Source organism: Micromonospora sp. 4G55, assembly GCF_016803375.1.
On the sequence record NZ_JAEVHN010000503.1, the window covers coordinates 1 to 4,581 of the forward strand.

5 protein-coding genes and 1 pseudogene are annotated in these 4,581 nt (G+C 70.8%); 4 read left to right on the plus strand and 2 right to left on the minus strand.

All coding sequences use genetic code 11. The annotated features are described in order from the left end of the window. Positions 1-97 precede the first annotated feature (97 nt). Complete coding sequence (locus JNW89_RS28380) at positions 98-745, minus strand: DUF4870 domain-containing protein (protein WP_238451445.1); 648 nt, start codon at positions 743-745, stop codon at positions 98-100. Between the two features lie 234 nt (positions 746-979). Between JNW89_RS28380 and hrcA the strand changes: the two genes are divergently transcribed. The 4 genes and pseudogenes from hrcA to JNW89_RS28400 all read left to right on the plus strand — a co-directional run bounded on the left by hrcA (position 980) and on the right by JNW89_RS28400 (position 3,594). Next, the gene (hrcA, locus tag JNW89_RS28385; protein ID WP_154942492.1) at positions 980-2,002 is read left to right on the plus strand and encodes a heat-inducible transcriptional repressor HrcA; all 1,023 of its coding nucleotides are present in this window, start codon (positions 980-982) and stop codon (positions 2,000-2,002) included. A gap of 74 nt (positions 2,003-2,076) precedes the next feature. Next, positions 2,077-2,391: pseudogene (locus tag JNW89_RS28390) on the plus strand (DnaJ domain-containing protein); the annotation flags it as partial. 49 nt (positions 2,392-2,440) lie between these two features. Next, complete coding sequence (locus JNW89_RS28395; protein WP_238451447.1) at positions 2,441-2,932, plus strand: hypothetical protein; 492 nt, start codon at positions 2,441-2,443, stop codon at positions 2,930-2,932. A 74-nt stretch (positions 2,933-3,006) separates the two neighbouring features. Further along, entirely contained in the window at positions 3,007-3,594 is a 588-nt protein-coding gene (locus JNW89_RS28400) for a DinB family protein (RefSeq protein WP_238447416.1), read from the plus strand. A 39-nt stretch (positions 3,595-3,633) separates the two neighbouring features. Here the strand turns inward: JNW89_RS28400 and galE are convergent. Next, on the minus strand, positions 3,634-4,581 hold a 948-nt coding region (gene galE / locus JNW89_RS28405; protein WP_238451446.1), incomplete at its 5' end, for a UDP-glucose 4-epimerase GalE.

Here is a 4,581-nt window from a genome sequence, read left to right on the forward strand (position 1 = left end):
ACCCTGCGCGGGCGGCTGCTGGCCGACGCCGTGGTCCGCGACCTGCTGCCCTGACGACGCGCGGCCCGGCCGGCCCGGGTGGGCCGGCCGGGACCGGTCACTTCTTGAAGGCGTAGCTCGCCGGGTAGCGGTAGACGACGCCCTCGGTGGCCTTCACCCCGCCGATGATGCCGAAGATGATCGGCACCAGCGCGGTCAGGATCGGGATGAAGAAGAGCACCCCGCAGGTGACGATGGCCAGGACGAAGCCGATGACGTTGGCGATCGCCCAGGTGATCTGGAAGTTCAGCGAGGCCGTGGCGTGCGCCCGCACGGTCGGGGACTGCTGGCCCTTGGCGGAGAGCGCGATCAGCGGCGCCACCCAGCCGAGCAGGCTGCCGCCGACGATCACGCCGACCGGGCCGCCGAAGTGCGCGATCAGCGACCAGTTCTTGTCGTCGTCGGTGGCGTAGCCGCCGCCCGGGGCGCCGTACCCGGGAGCGCCGTACCCGCCGGCGGTCGGATAGCCGACGCCCGGCGTGGAGTAACCACCCGGCGCGGAGTAGCCGCCCGGCGGTGGGTAGCCGCCCGACGGCGGTTGGTCACCGGTGGGTGGCGGATAGCCACCGGGCGGGGGATAGCCGCCCGCCCCGGGTGCCCCGGACAGTGGTGCGGTGGGCGGCTCGTACGACGAGCCGGACGGGGCGGTCGGGTCCGGGCGGTCGCCGGGGTCCCCCGCTCCGGGAGGGCGAGGTGGTTCAGTCATGGACGTCACGGTAGGGGTTGCCGGCAAGCCCTCACCAGAGCGACACCGCCCCGGATGTCCGGATGATCGGCCCTGGCGCGCCGTCCGGGTGGCGGGGCGCACCCGTGGTCCGTCGCTGATCATCGCGTCAGCGGGGACGCCGACGTAGACTGGCACTCGCTACAGTCGAGTGCCAGTGCGCTCGCCCGGGGCGCCTCAGTCGCTCCGGGCCGACCTGCGTCAGGAGGTGGGGAGATGGGTCTCGACGACCGCAAGCTCGCCGTGCTGCGCGCGATCGTCGAGGACTACGTCGCCACGCAGGAGCCGGTCGGCAGCAAGGCCCTGGTGGAGCGGCACCAGCTCGGCGTCTCGCCGGCCACGGTCCGCAACGACATGGCCGTGCTGGAGGAGGAGGGCTACATCCGGCAGCCGCACACCAGTGCCGGCCGGGTGCCCACCGACCGTGGCTACCGCCTCTTCGTCGACCGGCTGTCCCGGGTCAAGCCGCTGAGCCCGGCCGAGCGCCGGGCGATCGAGCGCTTCCTGGTCGGCGCGGTCGACCTGGACGACGTGGTGCACCGCACCGTGCGGCTGCTGGCCCAGCTGACCCGGCAGGTCGCCGTGGTGCAGTACCCGTCGCTGGCCCGCTCCTCGGTGCGCCACCTGGAGCTGGTGCCGATCTCCACCACCCGGCTGATGCTGGTCATGATCGCCGACACCGGCCGGGTCGAGCAGCGGCTGGTGGAGCTGCCCGCCCCGATCCCCGCCGACCACGTCACCGACCTGCGCCGGCTGGTCAACGAGAAGCTGGTCGGCAGCCGGCTGTCGGAGACCCCGCCGCTGGTCCAGGCGTTGGTCGACGAGTCCGCGCCGCACCTGCGCGGGGCGATGACCACGCTCTCCACGGTGCTGCTGGAGACACTGGTCGAACGGCACGAGGAGCGCATCGCGCTCGCCGGCACCGCGAACCTCACCCGGGGCGGCCTGCTCGACTTCCAGGGCTCGCTGCGCCCGATCCTTGAAGCCCTCGAGGAGGAGGTCGTGCTGCTCAAGCTCATCGGGGAGGCCGAGCCGAGCACCACCCGGGTGCTGATCGGCGACGAGAACGAGATCGACAACCTGCGGGCCGCCTCGGTGGTCAGCACCGGGTACGGCCCGGGCGCGACCATCGTCGGCGGTCTGGGCGTTCTCGGGCCCACCCGGATGGACTACCCCGGCACCATCGCCACGGTGAGGGCCGTGGCACGCTACGTGGGCGAGCTGCTGGCCCAGAACTGATCCAGGGCAGGGGCCGGCACCCGGCCCCGGCCGACGACCGGCAACGCGAGACGAACATGAGGACACCGAACGCAGTGGCCAGGGACTACTACGGCATTCTCGGCGTGACCCGGGAAGCCTCCGACGACGAGATCAAGCGCGCCTACCGCAAGCTGGCGCGGCAGTTCCACCCGGACGTCAATCCGGACCCGGAGGCCCAGGAGAAGTTCAAGGACATCAACGCCGCGTACGAGGTTCTCTCGGACGACCGGAAACGGCAGATCGTCGACCTGGGTGGCGACCCGCTCGCCCCGGGTGGCGGCGGCGCGGGGCCGGGCGGTCCCGGCGGCGCGGGCCCGTTCGTCGGGTTCCAGGACATCATGGACGCGTTCTTCGGCGGCGTACGCGGGCATCCACCTGGCCGGTTCGGTCAGCAACGCCGAGGTCTACCACAACACCGTGGTGATGGAGGCGAAGAGCTGGGCCCCCGCGGGCATCCGCTTGCAGAAGTTCTTCGGTGGCTTGTCCAACATCGTCCTGCGGAACAACCTGATCGTCTCGGGCGGGACCAACCTCGTGCTCGCCGACGACTTCTCGACGGCCGACGTCCTGCTGCAGGGCAACAACTTCTTCGCCGAATCGGGAGCCTGGGCCGTTTCGTGGGCCGGGGCGTCCTACGCCAACCTGGACGACTGGCGCGCGGCGACCGGGCAGGAACGCCTCGGGGCGAGCGTCGTCGGATCGAGCGCAGACCCGCGTTTCGGCAGGGCCGATCGCGCCGGCTCACCGGCGCAACGGGCGAAAGCGCTCACGCCGCGCCGCGATTCGCCGCTGGCCGGTCGCGCCCTCCGCCTCCGGTCGCTCTTCGATGTCGATCCGGGACCGGTGGACTTCCTCGGCCGGCCGCTGGTCGGGGCCGGCACCGTCGGAGCCATCCAGCCCGCCACCTGAGCGACGGTCCGGCTCGGCCCCTTGTGGTCGTCGCAGGTTGAGGTCGCCGGGAGCCCGTGGCAGGCTCACGCCCCATGATCGATGACTTCGCGAAGACGTATCTGCACGGCGATCTGCGGGAGATTCGCGAGGCGATCCTCTGGAAGCTCGACGGGCTCGGCGAGTACGACATCCGCCGCCCCCTGACCGCGCCCGGCACCAATCTTCTCGGCCTGGTCAAGCACCTGTCGTTCTGGGAGGCCACGTACTTCGGCGAGGTCTTCGGGCGGCCGTTTCCCGAACCCCTGGGCCGCTGGGACGACGCCGAGGCGCGTGGCGGCGACATGTGGGCGACCGAGCACGAGACGCGCGAGGAAATCATCGACCGTTACCGCCGCGTGTGGCAGCACTCGGACGCGACGATCAGCGCCCTGGCCATCGATTCACCCGGCTACGTGCCCTGGTGGCCGTGCCCACAGGTCACGCTGTTCACCATCCTGGTCCACCTGCTCACCGAGACGAGCCGCCACGCCGGACACGCCGACATCCTGCGCGAACAGCTCGACGGCTCGACCGGGACAGCAGCCTGGGACGCCGACGCCCAGCGCGACGCGGCCTTCTGGGACGCCAGACGCGCGCAGATCGAGCGGGCCGCCAAGGCAGCCGATTCAACCCCTGCCTGAGGGCGTTCGTAGCCGGTGATCGTCGCCGTCGAGCGATGGTCAACGATGGTCTGGTGCAGGTGATCTGGGCATCGCGTCCGCATCGAGCGATCGCGCCGTCGGGATGGCGGCCGACCTCGTCAGGTCGTCGCCGAATCCGGCGGGATTCAGCAGCTGGAAGCGCCACGCGTCCCGGCACATCGCGGCGAGGTTCCGGGTCGTGCGCCAGCCCCACTTCCGGGCCGCCGCCCCCGGGTCGGCAACCAGTTCGGCCACGTCACCCTGCCGCCGTTCGACGATGTCGTACGGCAGGGACTTTCCGCAGGTCGCGCTGACCGCCCGGACGAGCTCCAGGACGGACGTCCCCACGCCGGTGCCGAGATTGAGGGTCTCCAGTCCCGTCACCTCGTCGAGCCGCTCCAGTGCGATGCGGTGCGCCTGGGCGACGTCCATGACATGGATGTAGTCGCGCACCGCCGTACCGTCCGCGGTGGCGTAGTCGCGGCCGAAGATGCTCAGCCGTTCGAGCCTGCCGATGGCGACCTGCATCAGATAGGGCATCACGTTCTGCGGGATGCCGCGGGGGTCCTCGCCGAGCAACCCGCTGGGATGTGCGCCGACCGGGTTGAAGTATCGCAGCGAATAGACCGCCAGCTCCGGGTGCTGCCGGCAGGCGTCGGCGATGATCTGTTCGCACATCCATTTCGATCTGGCGTACGGGTTCGTCGGCCGGGCCGGGGCCTGTTCGTCGATCGGGATCCGGGCCGCCTCCCCGTAGATGGAACACGACGAGGAGAAGACCAGGCGGTGCACGCCGTTTTCCCGCATGCTCCGCAGCAGGCTCGTCGTGCCACCGACGTTCGTGTCGTAGTAGTCGACGGGGATCCACACCGATTCGCCGACGGCCTTCCGCCCGGCGAAGTGGATGACCGCATCGATGGGGTTCTCCGCAAAGATCGCCGAGAGCGCCTGATGATCACGTACGTCGGCCTCGTAGACGCTCAGCAG